The following is a 22,389-nucleotide window of genomic DNA, read 5'->3' on the forward strand; positions in this document are numbered from 1 at the left end:
TTACGCGTCCTTGGCCAGCTTCTCCACCAGCTCAGTCAGCTTGTCCACCTTGGTGTTCAGGGTGTCGATGCGGCGGGGGTTCACCCCGCTCAGGCGGCAGAACAGATCCTGCACCCGGGCCTCGACGTTGCGGTTGGCCTGGCGCACCTGCTGCTCGACGTTGTCGCGGGTCTGGGCTTCCACCTCGCGCCCGGCTTCCACCAGGGTGTCAAACAGCGACTCGGTACGCTGACGCTGCTCGTCGGCTTCCTCCAGGCTCTTGCTGTAGACCCCGAGGCCGGCCAGCCAGATGTTGCGGGCCATCTGTTCGCTGTCGTTCAGCCATTCCTGGCCTTTGTCACGGATATCAACGGTCATGGTGTCCTCCCGGACGCTCAGGCGTCCTTCTTGGCCGGGGCTTTGCGAGTGGTGCGGCGCGGGGCCGGTTTGGCTTCCGCTTTCACCTCGGCCACCGGGGCGGGCTCGACCTTGGTGGCGGCCAGCTTGTCCACCACGTCGGTCAGCTGGTCCAGCTTGGCGTCCAGCTCATCCAGCTGGTGAGGATCCAGGCCGGTAAAGCGTTGAACCCGGGCATTGACCTGCTGGGTCATCGCCTGCTGGGTCTGGTCGGCGGCATCCTTGACCCGGTTCTTGGTCTGGTTTTCCAGCTCCCGCCCGCGCTCCAGCAGCTCGTCAAACCAGCTGCGACCGCGCTCGGACAGGGTAGAAACCTCTTTGGCGCCCTTGGCGTAGGCACCCAGACCAGCCAGCCAGATCTTGCGAGCCAGGGCTTCCTGTTCGATGGGGTTGTTCAGTTCGTGCTTGGACATGGTGACCTCCTCTGAGTGGATCAGACACTGGGGCATTCCCTACTGTCAGAGTACGAAGGAGGATTAGAATCGGCGTTCTAAACGGCGGGTCAAAATTGCGTCAGATCAAAAAGGGGGCCGATATTTCGTCCCCCTTTGATGGTGCGGATTGTCAGCCGATCAGGCGGTCCAGCTGGCGTTCGATGGCCTGGTGGATCCCGGCCTGGAAGGGTTTGAGCAGCAGCCCCAGCTCCAGGGTGATCACCACCTGGGAGGGGCCGGGCAGCAGGGTGCCACGGGCGCCGCTGCGGGAGAAATGCACCGCATCCCCCCGCTTCTGTATCCGCAGCTGATACTCCTGGGCCAACTGGCCGGAGAGGTCACTCACCAGGGACTCCAGCTCGTCGGCGGAGAGGCGGTGAGGCCGTTCAATGTGTATCGAACCCATGCCTCACACCCTAGCAGCGCGCGCGCCGGATGTCAGCCACTGCGGCTGTCATTGGCCGCCATCAGCATGTTGGCGCTCTCCACCCGGAACTGCTGGGCAAAGTCGCCGAACCACTCGGCCACGTCGGCAAACTCCGCTTCGAAGCCGGCCTTATCCCCGGCCTCCAGCAGCGCCAGGGCCTCCTGGTAACGCGCCAGATAGTGGCGGGCGCGGGCCAGGGCATCGGGCTGGGCGAAAATGATGTCGGCGTAGAGGCTGGCGTCCTGGGCAAACAGCCGGCCCACCATCGCCAGCTCAAGCCGGTAGATGGGGGAGCTGAACTGCAGCAGCTGCTCGATGTCGGCGTGCTCGCGCTTCAGGTGCAGGCCGTAGACGAAGGCGGTGAAGTGGCGCATCGCCTGCACCAGTTGCATCGCCTGATCGTGCTCCGAGGCCGGGGCCTCATGCAGCCGGGCGCCCCAGATGGCGATCTGCTTCAGCAGCCACTGGTAGGCCCCCTCGTCGCGGCCGTGGCACACCACCACCACCTGCTTGGCCAACGAGGCCACGTCGGGCCCGAACATGGGGTGCAGTCCCAGCACCGGGCCCCGATGGGCTTTGAGCATCGCCGCCAGGGGCGCCTGTTTGATGGAGGTCAAATCCACCAGTAGGCACCCCTCCGGCAGCGGCGGCAGGCGCTCGATCACCGAGCAGGTCTGCTCGATGGGGACACTGACCACCACCACGCCGGCATCGGAAACCAGGGCCTCGGCCTGGTCCCAGTCGTCCCGCTCCAGGATCCGCACCTCGTAGCCGGAGAGGGTAAACAGCTGGGCAAAGAGGCCACCGAGCTTACCGCCACCACCGACGATGACGATGGGCCCCAGGGTGTCGTTGACCCGCTTAAAGCCCACGTCCTTCTCGGAGACGTAGGACTCGCGCATCATCCGCCGCAGCAGGTCCTCAATCAGCTGGGGGGGCACGCCGAGGGCCTCGGCCTCCGCCCGGCGCTTGGCCAGCATGCTGGCCTCCCGCTTGGGGGCGTAGATGGGCACCCCCTCCTTGTGCTTGATGGCCCCCACCTGGCCCACCAGATCGAGCCGCCGGCGCAGCAGGCTCAGCAGCTCCTGGTCCACTTCATCAATCTGCCCCCGCAAGGCATCGAGGGCGGCGCTGGTTGGTTCCGCCATCAGGCCTCCTTAAAGCGGTTGGGCAGCATGGGGCCGAGGGCTTCGGCGCCCACCCGCAGCAGCGATTCGGTGGTGGCCCAGTCGATGCAGGCGTCGGTGATGGAGAGGCCGTACTCCAGCTGGTCCCGCGGGGTGTCGGCGCTCTGGTTGCCCTCCTTGAGGTGGCTCTCCAGCATGATGCCGATGATGGAGGTGTTGCCCTCCAAGATCTGGTGGAAGACGTTCTGGGCCACCAGGGGCTGACGGGCCGGGTCCTTGGAGGAGTTGCCGTGGCTGCAGTCGATCACCAGGCGGGCATTGAGCCCGGCGGCGTGCAGCTCCTGCTCGGACAGGGCTACGTTGACCGAGTCGTAGTTGGGCTGCTTGCCGCCGCGCAGGATCACGTGGCCATCCGGGTTGCCCTGGGTCTGCAGCAGCGCCACCTGGCCGGCCTGGTTGATCCCCATAAAGCGGTGGGAGTGGGACGCCGCCTGCAGGGCGTTGATCGCCACCCCCAGCTTGCCGTCGGTGCCGTTTTTGAACCCCACCGGCATGGAGAGACCGGAGGCCATCTCCCGGTGAGTCTGGGATTCGGTGGTGCGGGCGCCGATGGCGGACCAGGCGAACAGCTCGCTCAAGTACTGGGGGCTGATGGGATCCAGCGCCTCGGTGGCCACCGGCAGCTCCAGCTCCGCCAGCCAGATCAGCAGCTCACGGGCCTGGCGCAGCCCCTTCTCCACATTGAAGGAGCCGTCCATGTCCGGATCGTTGATCAGCCCCTTCCAGCCCACAGTGGTGCGGGGCTTCTCGAAGTAGACCCGCATCAGGATGTAGCACTGGCCCTTGAGCTCCTCGTGCAGGGTTTTGAGCTTGAGGGCGTACTCCTTGGCCGCCTCCACGTCGTGGATGGAGCAGGGGCCGGCCACCACCAGGATGCGGTTGTCGCGCTTGTGCACGATGTCCGCCACCTGCTTGCGGGCGTCCAGGATATATCGGTAGGCGTGATCAGACAGCGGCAGCTGGGCCTTAAGCTCAGCCGGGGTGATGAGGACTCGTTCGGAGTCGATGTGGATGTTGTTAATGCTGTCCTTTTGCATAGTGTTTTCTCCGTCGTCATACCATGCACACGCCGCAACATCGCGGTCTTCAGACAGAGTGCCACACTCAAAACGGTTGTAAACCGGCAATTGGCGTCGATTTAGGCCCTAAATAGACAAAAGCGCACTTTTATGGAGGCAAAACGAACAAGCCCGCCGAAACGGCGGGCTTGAGGGTGCTTGCGTGAACTAAGCAATCTTAGTTCAGGCGCTCGCGGATACGTGCAGACTTACCACTGCGCTCACGCAGGTAGTACAGCTTGGCACGACGTACACGGCCGCGGCGCTTAACGGTGATGCTTTCTACCAGCGGAGAGTGAGTCTGGAACGCACGCTCTACGCCTTCACCATTAGAGATCTTGCGAACAGTGAACGCAGAGTGCAGACCGCGGTTACGCTTAGCGATAACCACGCCTTCGAAGGCCTGCAGACGAGTCTTGTCGCCTTCGGTTACACGGACTTGAACAACGACGGTGTCACCCGGGCCAAAGGCCGGAACGTCGCTCTTCATCTGCTCTTGTTCAATCTGCTTGATGATGTTGCTCATAATTAAACTCTCATCCTAGATATACTGAAAACTCTAACGTTCGATCGGCTGTTCGGTCACGAACTCGGCAAGCAACTGGGCCTGCTCGTCAGTCAGAGCTAGGTTATTTAACAGTTCCGGTCGTCGCGCCCAGGTGCGTCCCAGGGACTGCTTCAGGCGCCATTTCCGGATCAATTCATGGTTGCCACTCAAAAGGACCTCAGGCACCGAGCTGCCGTCCAATACTTCCGGACGGGTGTAGTGGGGACAGTCCAGCAGGCCATCCGAGAAGGAGTCCTGCTCTGCCGAAGCCGCTTTCCCCAAGACGCCGGGCACCAAACGGGACACCGCGTCAATGAGGTTCATGGCCGGCAGTTCACCGCCACTGAGTACGTAGTCACCAACGGACCACTCCTCATCCACTTCGCTCTGGATGATGCGCTCATCGATACCTTCGTACCGACCGCACACCAGCACCACGCGCTCATAGGTGGCCAGCTGCTCAACACCGGGTTGGGTCAGCGGGCGCCCCTGGGGAGACAGGTAGATCACCTTGGCCCCCTCCCCCGCCTCTGCCTTGGCAGCGCGGATGGCTTTGCGCAATGGTTCGACCATCATCAGCATCCCCGGGCCACCGCCATAAGGGCGGTCGTCCACGGTGCGATGGCGATCGATAGTGAAATCACGAGGATTCCACGTTTGCACCTGAATCAGGCCATTTTTCACGGCCCGACCGGTTACCCCGAAATCAGTAATGGCACGAAACATCTCCGGGAAGAGGGTCACTACCCCTAACCACATGCGATTTGTCCCTCGCCCTTAGAAACTGGGGTCCCAGTCGACAACAATTTTTTTGCCGGGCGCGTCCACCTCAAGGATGAACTGCTCGGTCACAAACGGGATCAATCGTTCCCGCTTGCCGAACGCATCGTTACTCTTGGCTTCCACTTCCAGCACGTCATTGGAGCCGGTTTCCAGCAAGCCGGTCACCTTACCCATGTCGTAGCCCTTGGTGTTCACCACAGTGCAACCCACCAGGTCACGCCAGTAGAACTCGTCTTCCGGCAGCGATTGGAGCTGCTCCGGCAAGATGGCAATGTCGCAGTTGATGTACTGCTCTGCCTGGTTGCGGTCCTGGACCTCAGCCAAACGGCAGATGATGCCATTGTTGTGACGGCGCCAGTCGGCCACCTTCACCTCTTGCCACTGCCCCTGGACCAGAATCCGCCAGGGAGAGTACTCAAAAATGCCTTCGAGTGAGTCGGTAAAGGCGTTGACCTTCAGCCAACCACGGATCCCGTACGCCGAACCGAGTCGGCCGACGACGATCATTTCCTGAGTGTTGGACATCAACCTTACCTACCCAAACCTGACTTAGGCAGCCGCTTTGCGGGCGTCCTTAACCAGGGTAGCAACGCGGTCAGAAAGCGCGGCGCCGTTGTTAACCCAGTGCTCAACGCGGTCCAGGTCAATGCGCAGTTTCTCTTCTTGACCGGCAGCGATCGGGTTGAAGAAACCCACTTTTTCAATGAAACGGCCGTCACGGGCGTTACGGCTGTCCGTAACTACAACAGAGTAGAACGGACGCTTTTTCGCGCCGCCACGAGCCAAACGAATGGTTACCATACGGTTTACATCCTCTAATGGTGTTTGCAAGCAATAAAACAGGGGCCGTAATGGCCCCAAGGTAGAAAGCCCGCCGATTTTACCTGAACCTAGGCTCAATGCAACCTTACGGGCTAGAAAGTGATCGCCCGGGCCGACCGGCGCTCAAGGGATAGAGTCTAGTCGGCCTGGGGGAGTTGGCAGACTCAGCGCGGGAACTTCATCCCCGGCGGCATCATGCCACCCATGTTGCGCATCATCTTCTTCATGCCACCGCCTTTCATCTTCTTCATCATTTTCTGCATCTGGGTGAACTGCTTAAGCAGGCGGTTCACGTCCTGGATCTGGGTGCCGGAGCCGGCGGCGATGCGCTTCTTGCGGCTGCCCTTGATGAGATCGGGGCGGGCCCGCTCCTTGGGAGTCATGGAGTTGATGATCGCCTCCATCTGGCGGGTCATCTTGTTGTCCTGCACCTGGGCCAGGGCGTCCGCCGGCAACTGGCCCACGCCGGGCAGCTTCTCCAGCATCCCCATCATGCCGCCCATGTTGTGCATCTGCTGCAGCTGGTCGCGGAAGTCGGTGAGGTCGAAACCCTCCCCCTTCTTCAGCTTCGTGGCCAGCTTCTCCGCCTGCTGCTTATCGACCTTGGCTTCCACCTCTTCGATCAGGGAGAGCACGTCCCCCATCCCCAGGATGCGAGAGGCCACCCGGTCCGGGTGGAAGGCTTCCAGGGCGTCGGTCTTCTCACCGACCCCGAGGAACTTGATGGGCTTGCCGGTGATGTGGCGGATGGACAGGGCGGCACCGCCGCGGGCGTCGCCGTCCACCTTGGTGAGGATCACCCCGGTCAGCGGTAGAGCGTCGTTGAAGGCCTTGGCGGTGTTGGCGGCGTCCTGACCGGTCATGGCGTCAACGGTGAACAGGGTCTCCACCGGCTGAATGGCGTCGTGGAGGGCCTGGATCTCCGCCATCATCTCGCCGTCCACGTGCAGACGACCGGCGGTATCCAGGATCACCACGTCGAAGAACTTCTTCTTGGCGTGCTCGATGGCGGCGTTGGCGATGGCCACCGGCTTCTGATCGACGCTGGAGGGGAAGAACTCCACACCGATGTCGCCGGCCAGGGTCTCCAGCTGCTTGATGGCCGCGGGACGGTAGACGTCGGCACTGACCACCAGGACGGATTTCTTCTCACGCTCCTTGAGGAACTTGGCCAGCTTGCCCACGGAGGTGGTTTTACCCGCCCCCTGCAGGCCGGCCATCATGATCACCGCCGGCGGCTGGGCGGCCAGGTTGAGCGCTTCGTTGGCCTCGCCCATCGCCGCTTCCATCTCGGTGCGTACGATCTTGATGAAGGCCTGGCCCGGGGTCAGGCTCTTGGACACCTCGGTGCCGATGGCCCGCTCCCGCACCTTCTTGATGAACTCCCGCACCACCGGCAGGGCCACGTCCGCTTCCAGAAGCGCCATGCGCACTTCGCGCAAGGTGTCTTTGATGTTGTCCTCGGTCAGACGACCTCGGCCGCTGATGTTTTTCAGCGTCTGGTTCAAGCGCTCGGAAAGATTCTGGAACATCGCCGCACCACAGTTGTTCAAATGAGGGCGCATTATAGCGAGGCGGCCGAGACAAACTCAATCAAGCCCAGATCACATCTCGGCGCTTCGGCCCGATGCAGCCCCCTGTGGGCCGTGGTAAGCTTGCTCGAGGTGCTGGGCGCGGCCTTTGTTTTCAGCGCTCTAACTGCGAAAAGGGACATCATGGAGTTATTCGCGGTCGTGGCGATCCTCGGATACGCCATTGCATTTTATCTGCTGGCTTCCCGCCTGTTGGCGCCTGAGGGCCCCAACCGCAAACTGGTGACCATCAGCGCCGGTGTCGCCGTGGTGGGCCATGCCCTGGTGCTGGGTGACGCCATCCTGATGAAGGACGGTCAGAACTTCAGTCTCACCAACACCCTATCCCTGCTGGTGTGGATCATCACCGTGGCGATCACCGTCACCATGCCCCGGCTCAAGGTGCTGGTGGTGGCGCCGGCGGTCTACCTGTGCGCCATCCTGGCGGTGGTGGGCCTGTGGCTGCTGCCGCCCAAGTACATCACCCACTTCGAAGCGGAGCCCATGGTGCTGACCCACGTGGTGCTGGCCCTGCTCTCCTACGCGGTGATGCTGCTGGCCGCCCTCTACGCCATCCAGCTGGCGGGCATCGATCGCCGCCTCAAGCAGCGTCAGATCATGCTCAACCCCGCCCTGCCGCCGCTGATGACGGTGGAGAAGCAGCTCTACCACCTGACCTGGATCGGCTTCGTTCTGCTGACCCTGGGCCTGCTGACCGGCTGGGTGTTCCTCGAGGACTTCCTGGGGGATGGCAAGGGGCACAAGGCGATCCTCTCCATGGTGGCCTGGGTGGTCTACGGCATCATGCTGCTGCGTCACCACACCAAGGGGATGCGGATCCGCTCCGCCGTGGCCTTTACCTTCAGCGGGGCCGCCCTGCTGACCCTGGCCTACTTCGGCTCCCGGGTGGTGAAAGAGCTGATCCTCACCTGATCCCGTCCGGCGCGCCCTTGACAGGGCGCGCCTCAGTCGTTTAATTAGGGATCCGAACGGCAAAAGAGACCCCCTATTGGACGACATCGCCACCGGCAGTTTGCTGACCCTGCTTGCTGTCCTTATCCTGATCTCCGCTTTCTTCTCCGGTACCGAAACCGCGATGATGTCGCTCAACCGGTATCGCCTGCGCAATCTGGCGTCCAAAGGCCATCGCGGGGCTCAACGGGTGGACCGGCTGCTGCAGCGGCCCGATCGCCTGATCGGCCTGATCCTCATCGGCAACAACGTCGTCAACCTCGCCGCCGCCTCCATCGCCACCATCGTCTGTCAGCGCTGGTACGGTGACTGGGGACCCGCCGTGGCCACCGGTGGCCTGACCCTGATTGTGCTGATCTTCGCCGAGGTTACCCCCAAGACCCTGGCTGCCCAGTATCCGGAAAAGCTGGCCTTCCCCAACAGCCTGATCCTGCGCCCGCTGATGACCCTCTGCTACCCCCTGGTGGCCCTGGTCAACGCCATCAGCAACGGCATCCTCAACCAGCTGGGGCTCAGCCACCGCAGTGCCCGGGGCGACCACCTCAGCACCGATGAGCTGCGCAGCGTGGTGCACGAAGCCGGCGGGCTCATCCCCCGTCGCCACCGGGAGATGCTGGTGTCCATTCTGGATCTGGAGAAGGTCACGGTGGAGGACATCATGATCCCCCGGGCCGAGCTCTACGCCATCGACATCAACGACGACTACCGGGCCATCGTTCGCCAGCTGACCCACAGCCCCCACACCCGGGTGCTGCTCTACCGGGACAACATCGATGACGTGGTGGGCTTCATTCACCTCAGTGACGTGCTGCGCCTGCTTACCAAGGAGCAGCGGGAGGCGAACAAGAGCACCCTGTTACGGGCGGTGCGGGAGATCTACTTCATCCCCGAGGGCACGCCGCTCAATGTGCAGCTGCTGAAGTTTCAGCGCGCCAAGGAGCGCATCGGCCTGGTGGTGGACGAGTACGGCGACATTCAGGGCCTGGTGACCCTGGAGGACATTCTGGAGGAGATCGTCGGCGACTTTACCACCGGACTGCAGGCGCCGCCCAGTGAAGGAATATGTCATCAGGATGACGGCAGTCTGCTGGTGGACGCCAGCATCACCCTTAGGGATTTCAACCGCGAAACCCAGTGGGCCTTTCCCACCGACGGTCCCAAGACCCTCAATGGCCTGATCCTCGAGCGTCTGGAGGAGATCCCGGCTCCCCACACCCAGCTGAACATCAATGGACACGGTGTCGAGGTGCTGGAAGTGGCGGATAACATGGTGAAATCGGTGAAAGTTTTGCCGGCAAACTGACGGCAGCATTACTACACTTAGTCTCCGCGCTGCCAAAACAGGATGGAGCCATGACCCGGCCAGTTCGTCTCCTTTGCGCCGGGCCGGTGTTGTTTGCTTTGCTCGCTTTCCTGCCCGCCGCACAGGCCAATGAGACCCCATACGACCACCCCCTAGCCCCGTCGCTGCCCCCGGCCACCCAGACAGAGGGCGAGGCCCTGTGGGAGTTGCGCTGGGGCAAGCCAGAGCGCCACTGGTACCTGGGCACCGACTGGCAGGCCCAGCGCCACCAGACCACCCGCATCGAAGGGGGCTACCAGTTGGGGAGGGCGCGGCTGGCGTTGGACTTTACCCACCAACAGCACGAGCAGTCCGGCGAGCGGATGGCGCTGTCGCTCATCGCCCGTTACCGCTTCTGACCCTCCAGCACCACGGTGGCCGTGGCGTAATGCTGCTCGTCAGACAGACTGATGTGGCTGTGGGTGCCGCCCAGTTGCTCGAACCGGTCCCGGGCCCCGCCACTGAGCACCAACAGGGGTGCGCCCCACTCACTGTGCTGAAGCTCAATGTGCTGGAAGGAGACTCCCCGGCCAATTCCGGTACCCAATGCCTTGGCCGCCGCCTCCTTGACCGCAAAGCGCTTGGCCAGCAGGCGCACCGGGTGGTTGGACGCCGCCAGCTCCTCCCGCTCCGCCGGGGTCAGGATCCGCTCGGCAAAGCGGCGGCCCAGGCGGCTGTACTGGGCCTCGATGCGGCCGATTTCAACGATGTCGGTGCCCAGGCCGATGATCATCAGCCGCGCCCCTGCCGGGCCTCCAGCATCAGGCGCTTCATGTCCCGCACCGCCAGATCCAGGCCGTCGATGGCCGCCCGGGCGATGATGGCGTGCCCGATGTTCAGTTCGTACAGCTCGGGAATGGCGGCGATGGGCTGAACGTTGTGGTAGTGCAGGCCGTGGCCGGCGTTGACCACCAGCCCCTTGCCGTGGGCGTAGCGGGCCGCTTCGGCGATGCGCACCAGCTCCTTGTCGCGACTGACCTCGTCCTCGGCATCGGCGTAGTGGCCGGTGTGGATCTCGATGTAGGGGGCCCCCACGGCCACCGCCGCGTCGATCTGCTGGGGATCGGCGTCGATGAACAGGGACACCTTGATCCCCGCCTGGCGCAACCGGGTCACGGCATCGGCGATCTTGGCCTTCTGGCCCGCCACGTCCAGACCGCCTTCGGTGGTGAGTTCTTCGCGCTTCTCCGGCACCAGGCAGACGTAGGCCGGCCGGGTCTGCTCGGCGATGGCCAGCATCTCTTCGGTCACCGCCATCTCCAGGTTCATCCGGGTCTTCAGGGTCTTGGCCAGCACCTCCACATCACGGTCGACGATGTGGCGACGATCTTCCCGCAGGTGAATGGTGATGCCGTCGGCGCCGGCGTGCTCCGCCACGGCGGCGGCGTGCACCGGATCCGGGTAGTCGGTGCCCCGCGCCTGGCGCAGGGTGGCGATGTGGTCGATGTTAACGCCCAGAAGAATGCTCATTACGTCCTCGTTGTTGTTGAAAAAGGGTCCGGCTGTGCAGCGGTTTGTCCCCCAGCATGGGGCGCAGCAGTTGCCGCACCGCCTGCTTGATCTGGCCCAGGGCCGGCTCTCCCGCCAGCCGTTGCTGCTGCCATTGAAGCAGACTGTCGCCACTGTAGCCGCTCTGGCCAGCAGCGAGCAACACCCAGCCCTGCTGGGGCTGCCAGCGGTAGTGTGCGTCCGGTGCCAGGGGCGCGCCCTCGGCGTCCTGATTGGGCGGCGGCAAAGCCCCCAGGTGATCCAGGATCCCGCGCTCGAACTCCCGCAGCACCGGCTCCATCGCCGCCTCGCCGGCCAGGGCCATCAGGGCGTCGTGGTAGTGCTGAAACAACCCGTCCAGGGGCTGCCACTCCTTGAGCAGGCGTTGGCAGAGTTCGTTGAGGTAGAGGCCGGCGTAGAGGCGGTTGCCCGCCAGGGGCAGGGGCAGTGTGGGGGCCTCGAGCTGGGCCAGGGTGCGAAGAGTGGTGCGACCGGTCAGGCCGATCATCAGGGGGCGGAAGGGTTGCAGTTGGGCCTTCTTGGCGCCACCGCTGCGGCCCCCCACGCGGGCGACCGCGGCGATCCGGCCGTGGGATTCCGACAGCAGATCCAGCAGCAGGCTCGACTCGCGGTAGGGCCGAGCGTGCAGCAGGTAGGCGCGGTGCAGCGGTTCAGTCGTCGCCATACCCCAGGCTGCGCAAGGCGCGCTCGTCATCGGCCCAGCCAGACTTCACCTTAACCCAGGTTTCCAGGTAGACCTTGGTGTCGAACAGCCGCTCCATGTCGAGCCGGGCTTCCCGGCCGATGGTGCGGATCTTCTCGCCCTTGTTGCCGATCACCATGCGTTTCTGACCGGAACGCTCCACCAGGATCAGGGCGTTGATGTGGTAGGTGCCCTTGTCGTCCACCTGGAACTGCTCAATCTCCACGTTGATGGCGTAGGGCAGCTCGTCGCCGAGGAAACGGATCAGCTTCTCACGAACGATCTCCGCGGCCATAAAGCGCTGGCTGCGGTCGGTGACGTACTCCTCGGGGAAGTAGTGGATGCACTCCGGCAGCTCCTTCTGGGCCATCTCCACCAGCGGGCGGGTGTCGTCCCCCTTGCCCGCCGACATGGGCACGATGGCGTCGAAGGGGAACTGCTCCTGCAGCCACTGCAGGTGGGGCATCAGCTCCGCCTTGTCCTTGACCTGGTCGATCTTGTTGACCACCAGCACCGTCTTGCGCTCACTGGCGCCCCGCTTGAGCTTGTTGAGCACCATCTGATCGTCCGGCGTCCAGCGAGTGCCCTCCACCATCATGATCACCATCTCCACATCACCGATGCTGGACGCGGCCGCCCGGTTCATCAGGCGGTTGATGGCGCGTTTCTCCTCCACGTGCAGGCCGGGGGTGTCCACGAAGATGGTCTGGTAGGCCCCTTCGGTGTGGATCCCCATGATGCGGTGACGGGTGGTCTGGGGCTTGCGGGAGGTGATGGACACCTTCTGCCCCAGCAGCTGATTCAGCAGGGTGGACTTGCCCACGTTGGGGCGACCGACGATGGCGACAAAGCCGCAGTAAGTGGTTTCGCTCATTGAGACAGTTGCTCCAGTGCCCGGCTGGCCGCGTCCTGCTCGGCCTTGCGCCGGGAGCTGCCGGTGCCGACCATCGGCGCCGCCAGATCGCTGACGATGCATCGCACCGTAAAGCGTTGATTATGGGCGTCCCCTTCCACGGACACCACCTCGTACTCGGGCAGCGGCAACTTGCGCGCCTGCAGGTGCTCCTGCAGCCGAGTCTTGGGATCCTTCTGCCGGATCCCCGGTTCGATCTGCTCGAGGCGCTGCTGATACAGCCTTAGGATCAGCGGTTTGCAGGATTCGATCCCGCCATCGAGGTAGACGGCACCGAGGATCGCCTCCACCGCGTCCGCCAGGATGGAGTCGCGACGAAAGCCGCCGGACTTAAGCTCACCGGGGCCCAGTTTGATCACCTCGCCCAGGGCCAGCTCCCGGCCCAGCTCGGCCAGGGTGACGCCCTTGACCAGCGAGGCGCGCATCCGGGTCATGTCCCCCTCCGCCACCTTGGGGAAGCGCAGGTAGAGGGCCTCGGCGACGACGAAGGAGAGCACGGCGTCGCCCAGGTACTCCAGGCGCTCGTTATGTTGGGCAGCGGCACTGCGATGGGTCAGGGCCTGTTGCAGCAGGGCCAGATCCTGAAACCCGTAGCCCAGGGCCTGCTGCAGTTTGTTTAGGGGATTGACGCTCACTCCAGACCACCGATGCGGTCGAAGCGGATACCGGTGGGGATCCAGCTGGGCAGCGCGCTGTCGGCACGACGCTCAAACTCGAAGGAGGTCCAGATAAAGACCGCCTTGCCCACCAGCAGCGATTCATCGACAAAGCCCCAGTAGCGGCTGTCAGTGCTGTTGTCCCGGTTGTCCCCCATGGCGAAGTACTGCCCCTCGGGCACCACCCACTCACCGGGGCGATGGCCACGCTGGCCGAAATAGGCCTGGCTGGGATCGCGCCGGGCCGGGTTCACCAGGATGTCGTGGTTCACCTCACCCAGGGATTCGCGGTAGCGCTCCAGCGGGATGCCGCTTTGGAAGAAGTCACCAACGCTCTCGGGCACCCGGGCCACCTCCTGCATCTGCGGGCAGGGCTCGACGCCTTCGGCGCAGGCCGGCTGCACGTAGAGCCGCTTGTTGCGGTAGATCACCCGATCACCGGGCAGGCCGACGATCCGTTTGATGTAGTCCACCCTGGGATCTTCCGGGTACTTGAACACCGCCACGTCACCGCGGGCCGGCTCACCGGTTTCCATGAACTTGTGGCGCCACACCGGATCCCGCAGGCCGTAGGCGTACTTCTCCACCAGGATGAAATCGCCCACCAGCAGGGTGGGCATCATGGAACCGGAGGGGATCTGGAAGGGTTCGTAGAGGAAAGAGCGCAGGATCAGCACCAGCGCCAGCACCGGAAAGACGGAGCGGCAGTTTTCCGCCACCGGTCCCTCTCTGAGCATGCTGACCCGGGCATCATCACTGAGCTTGTTCACCTGCTCGGCGGCGGCCACCTTGGCCTGCCGCTTGGGCCGCAGCACGAAATGGTCAAAGGCCCAGACCAGGCCGGTGGCCAAAGTCACCAGCACCAGCAGATGAGAAAACAGGGTGGCCATCGATTACTTGTCTCCCACTTTCAGGATGGCGAGGAAGGCCTCTTGGGGCACCTCAACGTTACCGACCTGCTTCATCCGCTTCTTACCCTCTTTTTGCTTCTGAAGCAGTTTCTTCTTCCGGCTGACGTCGCCGCCGTAACACTTGGCGGTCACGTCCTTACGCAGCGCCTTAACGTTGGTCCGGGCGATCACGTGGTTGCCGATGGAGGCCTGGATGGCGATGTCGAACATCTGACGGGGGATCAGCTCCCGCATCTTCTCCACCAGCTGACGGCCGCGGAACTGAGCGTTGTCCTTGTGGGTGATCATCGCCAGGGCATCCACCCGGTCGCCGTTGATCAGCACGTCGACCCGCACCATGTCCTCTTCCTGGAAACGTTTGAAGTTGTAATCCAGGGAGGCGAAGCCCCGGCTGGTGGACTTGAGACGGTCGAAGAAGTCCAGCACCACCTCCGCCATGGGCAGCTCGTAGCGCACCGCCACCTGGTTGCCGTGGTAAGTCATGTCCTTCTGCACCCCGCGCTTCTCCACACACAGGGTGATCACGTTGCCCAGGTACTCCTGGGGCACCAGGATGTTGGCCTCAACGATGGGCTCGGCGATGGTTTCGATGTTGTTGAGCGGCGGCAACGCGGAGGGGTTGTCCACCATCAGCTCGGTGCCGTCGGTCTGGGTCACCCGGTACACCACGGTCGGCGCCGTGGTGATGAGCTCCAGGTTGTACTCCCGCTCCAGGCGCTCCTGGATGATCTCCATATGGAGCATGCCCAGGAAGCCACAACGGAACCCGAAGCCCAGGGCCGCGGAGGTCTCCGGCTCGTAGAACAGGGAGGCGTCGTTCAGGGACAGCTTGGCCAGGGCGTCGCGGAAGTCCTCGTAGTCGTCGGTGGAGATGGGGAACAGGCCGGCATAGACCTGGGGCTTGACCTTCTGGAAGCCCGGCAGCGGCTGCTCCGCCCCGTGCTTGGCGTGGGTCAGGGTATCCCCCACCGGGGCACCGTGGATGTCTTTGATGCCGCAGACCACCCAGCCCACCTCACCGCAATTGAGCTCGGTGGTGTCTTTCTGCTTCGGGGTGAAGATCCCCAGACGGTCCACGCCCCACACCTGGCCGGTGCTCATCACCTTGATCTTGTCGTGCTTCTTCAGCTTGCCGTTCTTGACCCGCACCAGGGAGACCACCCCCAGGTAGTTGTCGAACCAGGAGTCGATGATGGAGGCTTGCAGCGGCGCTTCCGGATCCCCTTCCGGGCCCGGCACATTGTTGACGATCACCTCGAGTACGTCCTCGATGCCCACGCCGGTCTTGGCGGAGCAGCGCACCGCGTCCATGGCGTCGATGCCAACGATGTCCTCGATCTCCTGGGCCACCCGGTCCGGGTCCGCCTGGGGCAGATCGATCTTGTTGAGGATCGGCAGCACCTCGAGATCCATGTCGATGGCGGTGTAGCAGTTGGCCAGGGTCTGGGCTTCCACCCCTTGACCGGCGTCCACCACCAGCAGCGCCCCTTCACAGGCCGCCAGGGAGCGGGAGACTTCGTAGCTGAAGTCCACGTGCCCGGGGGTGTCGATGAAGTTGAGCTGGTAGGTTTCCCCATCCTTGGCCTGGTAGTCCAGGGTCACGCTCTGGGCCTTGATGGTGATGCCGCGTTCGCGCTCGAGATCCATGGAATCCAGGACCTGGGCTTCCATCTCACGATCAGACAAGCCGCCGCAGAACTGGATCAGACGGTCGGACAAGGTGGACTTGCCGTGGTCAATGTGCGCAATGATGGAAAAATTTCGGATGTGCTTCATCGGTGCCGCTACTTCGCAAATATCGTGAATCGGTATAAGGGAGGCGATTTTAGCGGATTTTCACCCGGCGGGCTATGCATTGGCCACCGGCTGGCCCAGCTCCCCTAGAATGGTGATACGTTGACGCTGCTGACGGGCCCGGAAACGGGCGACCCCGAAGCCACCCACGCCGCCCAGCAGGGCCAGCGCAATGCTGCCCCCTTCTGAGCCGGCAAGTTGCTGGCCCAGGATGGCGCCGGCCAGCAGCCCCGCCAAGGGGAAAAGGTAGACCAGGGCGGAGGCACTGAGCAGGTCCGACTCGGCGATCCCCAGCCTCAGCTGGGTGCCCTGGGGGTAGTCCCGGCCGCAGGGCAGGGTCAGAATGTTGGATTTGGGGGTCAGGGCCTTGGCCACCACACCGGTGCCGCACTGATCCCCCTGCTCGCAGTGGCCGCAAGCGGATTGACTCTGCCAGGTCAGGGTGACCCGGCCGCCCTCGCACCGCAAAACGGTGCCCACGGCTTCAATCACTGGGCCCTCCGGCCTCGCCCGCCGGATAGATGTTGTTGGCCACGTTGCTCAAAGCGTCCACCGGCAACTTGCCCACCACCACTACCTCCACCTCGCCGTGGATGGCCGAGGCCAACGCCAGGCCGTTGGTGGTGCTGAGGTGAGTGGGCAACTCCACCTGCCCCGCCAAACCAATGTAGACGGAGAAATCCGCCAGGCCGTCGGACAGGGAGAGGTACTCCACCGGCTCGTTGAGCCCCAGCAGCAGGTGCTGGTCGTAGTGGGTGACGGCAAAGCCCTTAGGCAACCAGCCAAACTGCCAGCGGCTGTTCTGGCTGGACTGAGGCGGTACCACCACATTGGGCCAGACTTGGGCCTTGAGCTCCTCCAGTTGAGGCAGCGGCTGTTCAAACAGGTGCAGCTCGATGGCCAGCACCTGCTCCAGCAGGTTGTTCTCGGTGTCCAGCAGATCCACCCGCAGCGGCAGCGCCGACTCGATGTCGAGCCACACCCGGTACTGGTAGCGGTAGGCGTCCTCCGGCACGATGCGAATGAGCTGTGCGGTGTGCCCGGCCACCCGGTTGCGACCGGCCTTAACGAACTGGTAGTGGGGGGTCAGCCGCTCGATGTTGCCGGCAAAGGCCGGTGGCAACCAGCCATGGATCCGGCCGGCATTGACCGAGTAAGGGGCCACATCGTGTTCCAGGTAAGTCACCTGGTTGCCCACCCGAACCACACTTTTGCTGGGGCCATTCAGGTGATCCAGGTAAGCCACCTCTTCCCCCTCCACCACGCCATGGAAATAGCGCAGGGTGCGGATCTGGTCTCGTTGCAGTTGCACCAGGGAGATCTGGAAGTTTTCGGCGGTGAGGGAGCTGGCCATGCGTTCAAGCCAGCGTTGGGCCGTATCGGCCTCATTGGCGTTGGCGACCAGAGAGGTCGCCAACAAAAGACAGGTTAACAGGACTCGCACTGGGCTTATTGGTCCTCACGGATGGCGGCGGTCTCGACACTGTTGCCGCTGTTCAGGCGCTGCTGCAACAGGTGATCCCGCAAGAAGGCGTTGGCGCGGCGCTGTTGCTCCATCGCTTCACGCTCCTTGTCCACGGCAGGGGACTGGGACTGGCCCATACCCGGAACCTGGTAGCTGGCGGGGCTCGGTGCGCCCAGCATCGGCATGGTTTCCAGCACCGGCAGCGGTGTCACCGCCTCTTCGGCACTGTACTGCTGCACCCCAACCACGGCCACGGCGGCCACGGTGGCGGCGATGGCGTACTGGCCAAAGCGCTGTCCCATCTCCACCACCTTACCCGGCAGGGCGAAGCGGCGACGGGCACGGGGCGCCAGGATGGCGGGTTCGGCCTCCAGGCTTTGCGCCACTTGGGCGGCAATGTCCAACTGCAGGTGCTCAGGCAGCTCGTTGCGCATGGCGTCACCAATGAGGTGGTAACGGTGCCAGCGCTCGCTCAGCTGTGCATCCTCCAGAAGGTCCTGGTAGATGCCGTCACTCGGCTGATCGTCCATCCATGCCGACAGCTTTTCCTTACGTTCAGTCATTGCTCACCTTAAGTTTCAATTACCGTTCCAGCAGCGGCTGGATCCGTTTGTCGATCGCTTCACGAGCGCGGAAGATCCGCGAACGCACTGTCCCAACGGGACACTCCATAACGGCGGCGATCTCTTCGTAACTCATCCCCTCAATTTCCCGGAGGGTGATCGCCACTTTCAACTCTTGCGGCAGGCTTTCGATGGTGGCAAACACAGTGCGTTTGATCTCATCGGACAGCAGCTGCCTTTCTGGCGTTGCCGATTCTCTTAGAGCATCGGCACCGTCGTAAAATTCCGCTTCGTCGGCATCCACGTCATTGGCGGGGGGCCGGCGACCCTGGGAGACCAGATAGTTCTTCGCGGTGTTCACCGCAATCCGGTACAACCAAGTATAAAACGCACTCTCGCCACGAAAGTTGGGCAACGAGCGGTAAGCCTTGATGAAGGCCTCCTGGGCCACGTCCGCTACGTCGCCTTGGTTCTTGACGTAACGGCCAATCAAATTGGCTACCTTGTGCTGATACTTCACCACGAGGAGATTAAACGCTTGCTTATCGCCTCGTTGGACGCGCTCGACCAGTTGCTGATCGCTAATCGGCTCACTCACTCGAGAGCTCTCTCCTAAAACTTAACTTGCTGATTTTTCTTTCACTCGTATCAAGCGCACCTAATCAGACTGCACCAAATCGTAAAAGTTCGTAAATTTTTTAGATCCCGATCACAAAGTCGTACGCCCCTTGGGGGGTGGGCGTTTTTGCCGACTGGGAGTACCATAGGCCCATCGACTTTCAACAGCATGATAACGGATGAATCAAGGGCTTGAACACCATGCCGATCTTCTGGTGATCGGCAGTGGCGCCGCGGGTCTGACCCTGGCACTGAAAATGGCCAGCCACGCCAGGGTGATCGTCATCGCCAAGGGGCGACTCAAAGAGGGGTCCACCTATTATGCCCAGGGGGGCATCGCCGCAGTCTTCGATGAGCAGGACACCGTCGAGTCCCATGTCGCCGACACCCTGGTGGCCGGGGCGGGCCTGTGCGATCCCAAGGCAGTGGAGTTCACCGCCCGGGAAGCCCGCTCGGCCCTGGAGTGGCTCATCCGCAAAGGCGCGGACTTCGACCAGGAGACCGACAGCGACGGTCAGGCGCGCTACCACCTGACCCGGGAGGGCGGCCACAGTCACCGTCGCATCCTGCACGCGGCGGACGCCACCGGCAAAGAGGTGCAGGACACCCTGCAGGCCCGCGCCCTGGCCCACCCCAACATCACGGTGCTGGAGCGGTTCAACGCAGTCGATCTCATCACCACGGAGAAGCTGGGTCTTGAGGGAGACAATCGTGTGGTGGGGGCCTACATCTGGAACCGCGAAGTGGAGCGGGTGGAAACCGTCCGCGCCCGTTTCGTGGCACTGGCCACCGGCGGGGCCTCCAAGGTCTACCAATACACCTCCAACCCGGACATCGCCTCGGGAGATGGCATCGCCATGGCCTGGCGAGCCGGTTGCCGGGTGGCCAACATGGAGTTCAATCAGTTCCACCCTACCTGCCTCTACCACCCCCAGGCCCGCAACTTCCTGTTGACAGAAGCGCTGCGCGGCGAAGGGGCCCTGCTGCGCCGACCGGACGGCAGCCGCTTTATGCCGGAGTTCGACGACCGGGAAGAGCTGGCGCCCCGCGACGTGGTGGCCCGTGCCATCGACTACGAGATGAAACGCCTGGGGGCGGACTGCATGTACCTGGACATCAGTCACCAGTCGCCGGAGTTCATCCAGCGCCACTTCCCCACCATTTATGAGCGCTGCCTCTCCCTGGGGATCGACATCACCCGGGAGCCGATGCCGGTGGTGCCCGCCGCCCACTACACCTGTGGCGGGGTGATGACCGATCTCGATGGCCAGACCGACCTCGAAGGGCTCTACGCCATCGGCGAGGTGGCCTACACCGGGCTGCACGGCGCAAATCGTATGGCCAGCAACTCCCTGCTGGAGTGCCTGGTGTTTGCCCGCGCCTGCGCCCGCCACATCAAGGCGCGACTGGCGGCACCCCAATCCGAGCCGCCCGCCCTGCCCCAGTGGGACGAAAGCCAGGTGATCAGCTCCGACGAGCATGTGGTGATCGCCCACAACTGGCACGAGCTTCGACTCTTTATGTGGGATTACGTGGGGATTGTACGCACCGATAAGCGATTGCAGCGGGCCCTGCGCCGGGTAGAGATGCTCAAATCGGAGATCCAGGAGTACTACGCCGGCTTCAAGGTCAGCAATGACCTGCTGGAGCTGCGCAACCTGGTGCAGGTGGCGGAACTGATTGTGCGCAGCGCCATGGCCCGCAAGGAGAGCCGCGGCCTGCACTACACCCTGGATTACCCGGAACCGGCGGCCGAGCCCGGCCCCACGGTGCTGTCACCGCGCTGAGCCCGCAGCACCAGGCGGCACAGCCGGTGCCAGTCGGCCCGCTCGAAGCTGTCGCGGTGACACCAGTGCCAGCCCCGCTGGCCATCCTGGTGCCATCGTAGCAGCGCCATCCTGGGCAGCAATCGACTGGCGGGGCTCAGGGCAAAGTCGCTGTCCGAGTCCAGCCAGCGTCCCTGCCCCGCCTCCGTAAGGCTGAACGGCCGGGCCGGCAACGGCCCCCGATGACGCCAGGCCAAGAGCCCCAACCCCACCAGGATCCCCCCCTGAACCCAACGGGCCCAGAGCGGCAGCTCGGCGGGCCACAGCCCGAGGGTAGCGGCCAGCAGAAGGTAACCGGCCAGGACCCAGGAACGTCCGTCTCGGGACGCCCTGGGATAGAAGTGATAGCGTCGCGCCGCGACGCCTGAGGCCTCAGAGGCGGTTGCGCTCAAGGATCAGCGCCACCATGGCGGCCAGGGCGGGATCGGGACAGGGCGCGTGGCCCATAAACCAGGCGAACAGATCCGGATCATCCTCCTTGAGCAAGCGCTCGAAGTCCTCCTGCTGCTGCGCTGCCAGGCCCAAGTACTCGCGCTCGACAAAGGGCTCCAGCAGCACATCCAGCTCCAGCATGCCCCGACGGCAGGCCCACTTCAGACGCTTGATGATCTCGTGTTGCTCGGGTGTCATTCTTCTCTCCATCACGATGACTGGCTGGGCGCTATCCTACCACGGACCATCCACAGATAGGTGGCGCCGGCCGCAAACAGGCACAGGCTCATGGTGATCACCAAAGCCCAGGGCGACTCGGTGTGCACCAGAGTCATGGCGCCCCCCACCAGGGCTCCGCCGAAAAAGCGAAGGAAGCCCCCCAGCGCCGCCACGGAACCGGCGGCACCGTCCATGGCATCCAGGCTGAGCGCCACGGCGTTGGCGGACACCATGCCCATGGGCCCCATGATCAGCAGCACCGGCCCCACCACGCTCCAAAGTCCGCCCAAGCCGAACGCCTGAGCCAACAGCAGCAGAGTGCCCCCCAGGGCCCCCAGGGTCAGTCCGATCCCCAGCATGCGGACCGAGCCCAGTCGCGCCACGTAGCGGGCGTTCAGACTGGTCAGGGCCATCATCAGGACGATGTTGGCGCCGAAGTAGTAACCGAACTGCTCCGCCGGCACCCCAAAGTACTCGATGTAGACGTAGGGGGAGCCGGTCAGGAAGGCGAACAGAGTGGCAGAGACCAGGATGCCGATCAGCTGGTAGCCCATGCAGATCCGGTTGGCCAAAATGCGTCGATAGGTGCCCAGGGCCGACATCAGGTTGAGGGGGGGACGGGCCTCCACCGGCAGAGTCTCGCCGATGATGCGCCAGATGAGCAGCGCCAGGGCCGCCGCCACCCCCGCCAGCACCATAAAGATGCTCTGCCAGCCGAAGATGAGCAGCAGGTAACCGCCCACCACCGGCGCCGCCAGGGGCGCCAGGTTCATCACCAGCATGGCGAAACTCATCGCCCGGGCAAACTGGTCGCGCTCAAACAGGTCCCGCAGCAGCGCCATCACCACCACCGAGCCCGCCGCCCCCCCCAGGGCCTGAAGCACCCGGGCGGCGATCAGCTGCTCGGCGCTTTGGGCCAGGGCACAGGCCAGGCTGGCCAGGGCAAAGAGGCCCAGGCCGCCAATGAGCACGGGCATGCGCCCCAGGGAGTCGGTCAGTGGGCCGTACAGCAGCTGCCCCAGGGCAAAGCCCAGTAGGTAAACGCTGACGGTGTATTGCATGGTCTGGACCGGTACGGCGAAATCCCCCGCCATCGCCGGAATGGCGGGCAGGTACATGTCGATGGCCAGGGGCGTAAGCCCAGCCAGTGCGCCCAGCAGGGCGATCAGGGTCAGGTAGGGGGGGCGTTGGACGTTCATGATACCGCGACGACCAGAAAGAGACCGGCCATCATCCCATCTGGCCGGTGTTCTGGCAAGGCA

28 protein-coding genes are annotated in these 22,389 nt (G+C 63.7%); 4 read left to right on the top strand and 24 right to left on the bottom strand.

The features are described from left to right. The 10 genes from KUV81_RS15255 to ffh form a co-directional block, all read right to left on the bottom strand. Nucleotides 1-357 carry a phasin family protein gene (locus tag KUV81_RS15255; protein WP_222544762.1) on the bottom strand — a complete coding sequence of 119 codons (357 nt, stop codon included), beginning with the start codon at nt 355-357 and terminating at the stop codon, nt 1-3. A 17-nt stretch (nt 358-374) separates the two neighbouring features. Then, the gene (locus KUV81_RS15260; protein WP_222544763.1) at nt 375-809 is read right to left on the bottom strand and encodes a phasin family protein; all 435 of its coding nucleotides are present in this window, start codon (nt 807-809) and stop codon (nt 375-377) included. 151 nt (nt 810-960) lie between these two features. Beyond that, nucleotides 961-1,236, bottom strand: coding sequence for a polyhydroxyalkanoic acid system family protein (locus tag KUV81_RS15265; RefSeq protein WP_222544764.1), 276 nt, complete (start codon nt 1,234-1,236; stop codon nt 961-963). 32 nt (nt 1,237-1,268) lie between these two features. Further along, nucleotides 1,269-2,405 (bottom strand): bifunctional chorismate mutase/prephenate dehydrogenase, encoded by a 1,137-nt coding sequence (tyrA, locus tag KUV81_RS15270; RefSeq protein WP_222544765.1) that lies wholly within the window; start codon nt 2,403-2,405, stop codon nt 1,269-1,271. Beyond that, entirely contained in the window at nt 2,405-3,481 is a 1,077-nt protein-coding gene (locus KUV81_RS15275) for a 3-deoxy-7-phosphoheptulonate synthase (RefSeq protein WP_222544766.1), read from the bottom strand. Before KUV81_RS15275 ends, tyrA begins: the two co-directional genes overlap by 1 nt. A 199-nt stretch (nt 3,482-3,680) precedes the next feature. After that, nucleotides 3,681-4,028, bottom strand: coding sequence for a 50S ribosomal protein L19 (gene rplS, locus KUV81_RS15280; protein ID WP_222209254.1), 348 nt, complete (start codon nt 4,026-4,028; stop codon nt 3,681-3,683). Between the two features lie 33 nt (nt 4,029-4,061). After that, the gene (trmD, locus tag KUV81_RS15285; protein WP_222544767.1) at nt 4,062-4,808 is read right to left on the bottom strand and encodes a tRNA (guanosine(37)-N1)-methyltransferase TrmD; all 747 of its coding nucleotides are present in this window, start codon (nt 4,806-4,808) and stop codon (nt 4,062-4,064) included. Nucleotides 4,809-4,826: 18 nt separating this feature from the next. After that, nucleotides 4,827-5,357 (bottom strand): ribosome maturation factor RimM, encoded by a 531-nt coding sequence (gene rimM / locus KUV81_RS15290; RefSeq protein ID WP_222544768.1) that lies wholly within the window; start codon nt 5,355-5,357, stop codon nt 4,827-4,829. 24 nt (nt 5,358-5,381) lie between these two features. Next, nucleotides 5,382-5,633, bottom strand: a complete 252-nt coding sequence (gene rpsP / locus KUV81_RS15295; protein ID WP_222544769.1) for a 30S ribosomal protein S16 — start codon at nt 5,631-5,633, stop codon at nt 5,382-5,384. Nucleotides 5,634-5,818: 185 nt separating this feature from the next. After that, a complete protein-coding gene (ffh, locus tag KUV81_RS15300) occupies nt 5,819-7,186 on the bottom strand; it encodes a signal recognition particle protein (RefSeq protein WP_222544770.1) in 1,368 nt (455 codons plus the stop codon). 183 nt (nt 7,187-7,369) lie between these two features. Here ffh and KUV81_RS15305 point away from each other — a divergent pair, with 183 nt between their 5' ends. From KUV81_RS15305 to KUV81_RS15315, 3 genes are all read left to right on the top strand, one after another. Continuing rightward, entirely contained in the window at nt 7,370-8,158 is a 789-nt protein-coding gene (locus tag KUV81_RS15305; protein ID WP_222544771.1) for an inner membrane protein YpjD, read from the top strand. 76 nt (nt 8,159-8,234) lie between these two features. Beyond that, complete coding sequence (locus KUV81_RS15310) at nt 8,235-9,500, top strand: HlyC/CorC family transporter (RefSeq protein ID WP_222544772.1); 1,266 nt, start codon at nt 8,235-8,237, stop codon at nt 9,498-9,500. Nucleotides 9,501-9,550: 50 nt separating this feature from the next. After that, nucleotides 9,551-9,898 (top strand): hypothetical protein, encoded by a 348-nt coding sequence (locus KUV81_RS15315; RefSeq protein ID WP_222544773.1) that lies wholly within the window; start codon nt 9,551-9,553, stop codon nt 9,896-9,898. On the opposite strand, the gene acpS is transcribed toward KUV81_RS15315, so the two are convergent. The 11 genes from acpS to rpoE all read right to left on the bottom strand — a co-directional run bounded on the left by acpS (nt 9,886) and on the right by rpoE (nt 18,630). After that, complete coding sequence (acpS, locus tag KUV81_RS15320; RefSeq protein ID WP_222544774.1) at nt 9,886-10,272, bottom strand: holo-ACP synthase; 387 nt, start codon at nt 10,270-10,272, stop codon at nt 9,886-9,888. The two genes, KUV81_RS15315 and acpS, sit on opposite strands and share 13 nt — an antisense overlap. Then, on the bottom strand, nt 10,272-11,009 hold the full coding sequence (gene pdxJ / locus KUV81_RS15325) for a pyridoxine 5'-phosphate synthase (protein ID WP_222544775.1): 738 nt from the start codon (nt 11,007-11,009) through the stop codon (nt 10,272-10,274). The genes acpS and pdxJ overlap by 1 nt, the downstream gene beginning before the upstream one ends. Further along, nucleotides 10,987-11,712, bottom strand: coding sequence for a DNA repair protein RecO (gene recO, locus KUV81_RS15330; RefSeq protein ID WP_222544776.1), 726 nt, complete (start codon nt 11,710-11,712; stop codon nt 10,987-10,989). Before recO ends, pdxJ begins: the two co-directional genes overlap by 23 nt. Then, entirely contained in the window at nt 11,699-12,604 is a 906-nt protein-coding gene (gene era, locus KUV81_RS15335) for a GTPase Era (protein ID WP_222544777.1), read from the bottom strand. Before era ends, recO begins: the two co-directional genes overlap by 14 nt. Next, nucleotides 12,601-13,278, bottom strand: a complete 678-nt coding sequence (gene rnc / locus KUV81_RS15340; protein WP_222544778.1) for a ribonuclease III — start codon at nt 13,276-13,278, stop codon at nt 12,601-12,603. The genes era and rnc overlap by 4 nt, the downstream gene beginning before the upstream one ends. Further along, nucleotides 13,275-14,189, bottom strand: a complete 915-nt coding sequence (gene lepB / locus KUV81_RS15345) for a signal peptidase I (RefSeq protein WP_222544779.1) — start codon at nt 14,187-14,189, stop codon at nt 13,275-13,277. The genes rnc and lepB overlap by 4 nt, the downstream gene beginning before the upstream one ends. A gap of 3 nt (nt 14,190-14,192) precedes the next feature. Next, on the bottom strand, nt 14,193-15,986 hold the full coding sequence (lepA, locus tag KUV81_RS15350; RefSeq protein ID WP_222544780.1) for a translation elongation factor 4: 1,794 nt from the start codon (nt 15,984-15,986) through the stop codon (nt 14,193-14,195). Between the two features lie 72 nt (nt 15,987-16,058). Further along, nucleotides 16,059-16,496, bottom strand: a complete 438-nt coding sequence (locus KUV81_RS15355; protein WP_222544781.1) for a SoxR reducing system RseC family protein — start codon at nt 16,494-16,496, stop codon at nt 16,059-16,061. Then, nucleotides 16,489-17,421 carry a MucB/RseB C-terminal domain-containing protein gene (locus KUV81_RS15360; protein WP_261389439.1) on the bottom strand — a complete coding sequence of 311 codons (933 nt, stop codon included), beginning with the start codon at nt 17,419-17,421 and terminating at the stop codon, nt 16,489-16,491. The genes KUV81_RS15355 and KUV81_RS15360 overlap by 8 nt, the downstream gene beginning before the upstream one ends. A 32-nt stretch (nt 17,422-17,453) precedes the next feature. Beyond that, complete coding sequence (locus KUV81_RS15365) at nt 17,454-18,032, bottom strand: sigma-E factor negative regulatory protein (RefSeq protein ID WP_222544782.1); 579 nt, start codon at nt 18,030-18,032, stop codon at nt 17,454-17,456. Nucleotides 18,033-18,051: 19 nt separating this feature from the next. After that, nucleotides 18,052-18,630 (bottom strand): RNA polymerase sigma factor RpoE, encoded by a 579-nt coding sequence (rpoE, locus tag KUV81_RS15370; protein ID WP_222544783.1) that lies wholly within the window; start codon nt 18,628-18,630, stop codon nt 18,052-18,054. 199 nt (nt 18,631-18,829) lie between these two features. On the opposite strand from rpoE, the gene nadB reads away from it, so the two are divergent. Continuing rightward, nucleotides 18,830-20,437 (top strand): L-aspartate oxidase, encoded by a 1,608-nt coding sequence (gene nadB / locus KUV81_RS15375; protein ID WP_222544784.1) that lies wholly within the window; start codon nt 18,830-18,832, stop codon nt 20,435-20,437. Here the strand turns inward: nadB and KUV81_RS15380 are convergent. The 3 genes from KUV81_RS15380 to KUV81_RS15390 are packed head-to-tail and all read right to left on the bottom strand — an operon-like array spanning nt 20,386 to nt 22,326. After that, entirely contained in the window at nt 20,386-20,868 is a 483-nt protein-coding gene (locus tag KUV81_RS15380) for a protein YgfX (RefSeq protein ID WP_222544785.1), read from the bottom strand. The two genes, nadB and KUV81_RS15380, sit on opposite strands and share 52 nt — an antisense overlap. After that, nucleotides 20,849-21,106, bottom strand: a complete 258-nt coding sequence (locus KUV81_RS15385; protein ID WP_261389440.1) for a succinate dehydrogenase assembly factor 2 — start codon at nt 21,104-21,106, stop codon at nt 20,849-20,851. Before KUV81_RS15385 ends, KUV81_RS15380 begins: the two co-directional genes overlap by 20 nt. An 11-nt stretch (nt 21,107-21,117) precedes the next feature. After that, complete coding sequence (locus KUV81_RS15390) at nt 21,118-22,326, bottom strand: Bcr/CflA family multidrug efflux MFS transporter (RefSeq protein ID WP_222544787.1); 1,209 nt, start codon at nt 22,324-22,326, stop codon at nt 21,118-21,120. Between the last annotated feature and the right edge of the window lie 63 nt (nt 22,327-22,389).

This window comes from Ferrimonas balearica, from assembly GCF_019802085.1.
Classification (GTDB): domain Bacteria; phylum Pseudomonadota; class Gammaproteobacteria; order Enterobacterales; family Shewanellaceae; genus Ferrimonas; species Ferrimonas balearica_B.